Origin of the sequence: Thiohalophilus sp. (assembly GCF_031581315.1) — a bacterium.
GTDB lineage: Bacteria > Pseudomonadota > Gammaproteobacteria > UBA6429 > Thiohalophilaceae > Thiohalophilus.
On sequence record NZ_JAVLAZ010000064.1, the window covers coordinates 5,230 to 9,789 of the forward strand.

At 54.8% G+C, this 4,560-nt stretch carries 4 protein-coding genes; 1 reads left to right on the top strand and 3 read right to left on the bottom strand.

The genetic code is table 11. From position 1 onward, the window contains the following. The 3 genes from soxB to msrP all read right to left on the bottom strand — a co-directional run bounded on the left by soxB (nucleotide 1) and on the right by msrP (nucleotide 3,643). Nucleotides 1-1,818: a thiosulfohydrolase SoxB gene (soxB, locus tag RI563_RS09710; protein WP_310694178.1), complete on the bottom strand. Its 1,818-nt coding sequence runs from the start codon at nucleotides 1,816-1,818 to the stop codon at nucleotides 1-3. A 245-nt stretch (nucleotides 1,819-2,063) separates the two neighbouring features. Beyond that, on the bottom strand, nucleotides 2,064-2,681 hold the full coding sequence (locus RI563_RS09715) for a protein-methionine-sulfoxide reductase heme-binding subunit MsrQ (RefSeq protein WP_310694179.1): 618 nt from the start codon (nucleotides 2,679-2,681) through the stop codon (nucleotides 2,064-2,066). A gap of 11 nt (nucleotides 2,682-2,692) precedes the next feature. Further along, nucleotides 2,693-3,643: a protein-methionine-sulfoxide reductase catalytic subunit MsrP gene (gene msrP, locus RI563_RS09720; protein WP_310694180.1), complete on the bottom strand. Its 951-nt coding sequence runs from the start codon at nucleotides 3,641-3,643 to the stop codon at nucleotides 2,693-2,695. A 155-nt stretch (nucleotides 3,644-3,798) separates the two neighbouring features. Here msrP and RI563_RS09725 point away from each other — a divergent pair, with 155 nt between their 5' ends. After that, a complete protein-coding gene (locus RI563_RS09725; RefSeq protein WP_310694181.1) occupies nucleotides 3,799-4,443 on the top strand; it encodes an SHOCT domain-containing protein in 645 nt (214 codons plus the stop codon). Nucleotides 4,444-4,560 lie beyond the last annotated feature (117 nt).

Here is a 4,560-nt window from a genome sequence, read left to right on the forward strand (position 1 = left end):
TCAGGCGTTGTAATCCGCCAGGCCGGGATTGCCCTGCACGTTGACGAGCTTGGGTGTGTTGAGTTTCTTGACGGTCGCCACTTTCTCGGCCCGCAGATACTCGGCAACCACATCCCAGATATCCTTGCCTTCACGCGGATTGGGTGACACCGAGGCCCAGCCGGCAACGCTGTATTCCTTGCCCGACTCGATCGGCGTACCGTCATCCAGACGCATGTCCTTGATCCGGTCGCCGATCTTCTTGGTCGGGTCGATGGTGTAATCCATGCCGCCGACGCGCACCATGTCCCCGCCCTGCTGACGATAGGGATCTTCGTGGAAGATGTTATCGGCCACGTCTTCCAGAATCAGCTTGATATTTTCACCGCTGATATTGTCGACGTAGGTCTCCGGATAGGTCAGACAGGTCTGTGTCATCACATGTTCCATGGTGATTGGCTGGCCCGGCAACACGGAAACCCCCCAGCGGAAGCCCGGCGAGAAGGATATCTGGGCACCACCGACTTCACGCAGCGCATCGCAGATAAGCTGGTCGAACGTCCCGTTGAAGTTACCGCGACGATAGAGCAGATCATCGGCCACCGCCAGTTCTTCATTGAGAATGTCCAGGTACGGTTTGCGCACACCCTCAATGTATTTGGCCATTTCCTGATCCGGCTCCAGGAAGTTGGAGAAGATCGGCAGCAGTTTGTAGTCGTAACCCTGAACCTTGCCGTTACGAATATCAAACTGCATCACACCCAGGAATTTGCCATTGGAGCCGGCATTGGTCACCAGGGTTTTACCTCCCTTGTTCTTCACTTCCATAGCGCCCGGCATACCGTCATGAGTATGGCCGCCGAAGATGGCATCGATACCGCTGACCTGGGAGGCCATCTTGATATCCACGTCCATGCCGTTATGCGAAATCACCACCACGGCATCGGGCTTTTCGGTCTCGCGCACGGTATCCACCATCGCCTGCATGGCTTCATCACGGATCCCGAAGGTCCAGTCGGGTATGAAGCGCTCACCGGGATTGGCGATCGGGGTATAGGGGAACGCCTGGCCGATGACAGCAACACGAATACCGCCGTCCATTTCCTTGATGGTGTAAGGCTTGAAGGCACGCAAGGAGGATTCATTGTAATGCTCGAAATCCTCGAATTTGTAATCAAAACTGGCTTCCGGCTTGACGAAGACGTTCTGACAAACGAAATCACCGTTGAAGTCCTTGACGTTGGAAATGACTTCCTCGTCATGATAGGTGAACTCCCAGTGACCGGTCATCACATCAACGCCCAGCAGGTTACAGGCGCCGACCATGTCCTTGCCGCGGGTCCAGTAGGCGGTACCGGAACCCTGCCAGGTGTCGCCGCCGTCCATCATCAGGGTACGACCGGCACCGTGGTCGGAACGCAGTTTCCTGATCAGGGTACGCAGGTGGGAAAAGCCACCGACCTTGCCGTATTTTTCCGCCGCTTCGGCAAAGTTCAGGTGCGTAAAGGCATGCGCCTCCGCAGTCCCGGGTTTGATTCCATAATAGTCGAGCAATGTATGACCGACAATATGCGGCGGCCGGCCCTTGGCTTCATTCAGGCCCAGATTGACATTGGGCTCACGAAAATAAACCGGGTTCAACTGCGCGTGGCAGTCGGTCATGTGCATGAAAGTCACGTTCCCGAATTTGGGCACGTTGTACATATCTTCAGGGGCTATACCCTGGCCGGTTTTGGTCACCCCGGCTGTACCGCTTGACTTGTTGTCGCAACCCGGCAACATGCCCGCAGCCGCAGCCATACCCATGACCTGGATAAATTCACGGCGATTGATAGACATTCAGTCCTCCTCGTATACCTTGATTGTAAGTCTTGGTTTTTACTGTTGTATTTTTGTTGTTCATGCCCGTCTCTGCGGGCTGCTCACCGGAATCACATAGTGTGACCTCGCAGCGGGATTTCGACATGATAGTACAAACTTTGCCCGGATTGCATACGTTTATACCGATTGGTCGACAAAACCAGTACCGGTTATGCGGATTGCAGCCTGCTGTCACTCCGTGCAATCCCCGGTTGCAGATTGCATTAGCGCCCGGCCAGCGCCGGGCGGAGATTCCGTCGCCGCGCAGCAAACCATCGCCAGGCCAGCAATCCTGCCAGCAGAGTCGCATAGATTAATGGCTCGCGCAGATCCGCCTTGACCAGCAGCAGAAAGTGGATAACCCCGAGCACCCCAATGACATAGATCAGCCGATGCAGTGTTTGCCAACGTCGACCCAGGCGACGTCGCATATTGCGCGTCGAAGTCAGCGCCAGCGGGATCAAAAGCACGAAAGCCAGCATCCCCAGTGTAATGTAGGGGCGTTTGAGAATATCAGTGCCGATTTCATGCCAGTTGAAAAACTGATCAAACCACAGATAGGTGAGCATGTGCAGACAGGCATAGAAAAAACTGAACAGCCCCAGCATACGTCGCAAACGCAGTAATGAAGGTTGTCTAAAATGCTCCGTCAGAGGTCGTACCAGCAGGGTCAACAACAACAGCCGCAGGGTCCACAAACCGGTTTCACGGGTCAGCACCTCGAACGGGTTGGCTCCCAGCTGATGCTGAAAAAAGCCCCAGATCAACCACAGAACCGGCAGCAGACACAGTACAAACAGAACGGCCCGGATTCGGGGTAATTGATGAGCAACGACAAACATAGAGGCAAGACTCAGAAGAACTTGCGCAAGTCCATACCTTTATATAAGTGAGCCACCTGCTCGGCATAGCCATTGAACATCAGGGTGTCACGCTTGAAAAACTCTCCCAGTCGACGTTCTCGCGCCTGGCTCCAGCGCGGATGGTCCACCTCGGGATTCACATTGGCATAAAAACCGTATTCGTTTGATGCCGACTGCTGCCAGGTGTTGAGTGGCGGCTCTTCCACCAGGCGGATGCGCACGATGGACTTGATGCTCTTGAAGCCGTATTTCCACGGCACCACCAGCCGCAGCGGCGCGCCGTTCTGGTTGGGTAATACCTCGCCATACAGCCCTGCCGCCAGAATCGTCAGAGGATGCATTGCCTCATCCATCCGCAGTCCTTCCGTATAGGGCCAGTCCAGCACGCCGCGACGCAGACCCGGCATCTCCTCGGGTCGATTGAGCGTGGTGAACTCAACATAGCGGGCCTTTGAGGTCGGCTCGAAACGTTTGAGCAAATTGCCCAGGGGGAAGCCGATCCAGGGAATCACCATCGACCAGCCTTCCACGCAACGCAGCCGGTAGATTCGCTCCTCCAGCGCATGGGGCTTGAGAATATCTTCCAGCGCATAGGTACCGGGTCTAGCCACTTCCCCCTCCACCACCACTGACCAGGGATCGGTAGTCATCTGGCCGGCCTTTTCCGCCGGAGAATATTTATCGGTGCCAAACTCGTAAAAATTGTTGTAGCCGGTGACATCTCCGTAAGGGGTCTGTGCTTCATCAGTGGAATAGACGGCACTTTTGCTGTAGTCCAGCGGCATGTTGCCGTAGCCTTTGGCACTGACCCGGCCCGTCCAGGCCAGCATCCCCGCGAGAGGACCCAGCGCCGCCAGACGTAAAAACCGCCGACGCTGGCGATAGAGTTCCGGATCAGTTATTTCGGATGGCTTGATCGAAGGGTCCTTGAAGTGACGCATGAGCAGTTCCTGCTTTGGGGATAACAGGTCGGACACCCACATCGGGCACAAGTTCATCTGTATCATTATCTGCTAATACATAAACCGCACGGCTGTTATGACCTCGCTGGCTGGGCTATGATGCAGGACGCCTGATACAGAACAAGACAGACGCAATGAGCGCCACCGAAACAACCAGCTCCAGTACCGGCAACCGGCGGATTAATACCGTTTTGTCCCAACACTCGCGCAGCATGGGACAACTGCGGCGTATCGAGATCTACAATGATAAGTTCGTGAAGGTCGCGGACCAGGATCTGTTCGGTCGCCAGAGTTATCACCTGAACCTGGGCATGCTGGAACCGTGGCCTGTGCGCCATCGACGTATTGCCTGGCGCTGGTTGCTGGGCACCGCCTACTTTGCCCTGGCTACCCTGGTATTCGGCTTTTATCTGTGGCAGAGCCAGACTACCCAAACGTTGAACCACGTGCTCCCGTTTCTGATCACCTTTATCCTGCTGGCCTGCAGCTGCCTGATTCTGTTTATCTACTACTCGCCCAATGTCACCGAATTTCGCAGTCGCTACGGCAGTTGCCCGTTATTACGCCTGCTCCACAACAAACCCGATCCCGAAAGCTTTCGGCATTTCGTCGCCGAACTCAAAACCCGCATCCTCGCCGCAAGCCAGGCCATTACCTTTGATAAGAAAGAAATGCTGGCCATCGAGCTGAAAGAACTGCGTCGACTGTCGGACGAAGGCATCATCACCCAGGACGAATACCGCCGCGCCCGCCAGCGCATCATGAACATGCACTTTTAAAATAAAAAGAATCACCACCAAGGCGCCAAGACACCAAGGAAAACAAAAATATATTTTCTAATTCAGAAAAAATCACATGCACATAAAAATGCCGGCTTTCGCCGGCAAATTTATTTT